This window comes from Adlercreutzia equolifaciens, assembly GCF_029076695.1.
GTDB lineage: Bacteria > Actinomycetota > Coriobacteriia > Coriobacteriales > Eggerthellaceae > Adlercreutzia > Adlercreutzia equolifaciens_A.
Map to the genome: position 1 here is coordinate 1 of NZ_JARFIK010000083.1, position 404 is coordinate 404.

Here is a 404-nt window from a genome sequence, read left to right on the forward strand (position 1 = left end):
GCCGGCTGCGACAGACGGCTGCCGCGCGTGGCCAGCCGCACGGCATCGAACACGGCCGCAATCGCGCGCTCACGCTGCTCCTCGTGGCTGAGCGTCTCAGTCTTCGGCACCTCCGGCTCCCCGAGGGAACCGCCCTTGTCATCCCCCTCTCCAAGGAAGCTGGCGGGAAGCCCCGCACCCGAAAGCAGCTCGCCCTCAGCCACCTCGCCGCGCTCCACCGCCACAGCCAGCGCCACCACGGCGGCGCGGATCTCATCCTCTTCGCGCATGGTAGCCTCCTACTCGTCGTCCATGGATGCAACCAGCAGCTCGGTACGCGTGTCGCGCAGTGAGCAATGCTCGCACATGAGGCAGGCTATACCAGCCGTATCGCACGGCACCAGCGCATCCAGCTCGGCCAAGCC

The 404-nt window shown here is 68.6% G+C and carries 1 protein-coding gene; it reads right to left on the minus strand.

What is annotated here, in order from left to right; all coding sequences use genetic code 11:
- Positions 1-269: hypothetical protein (locus tag PZH32_RS11565; RefSeq protein ID WP_275208404.1), on the minus strand; the 269-nt coding region annotated here is incomplete at its 3' end.
- Between the last annotated feature and the right edge of the window lie 135 nt (positions 270-404).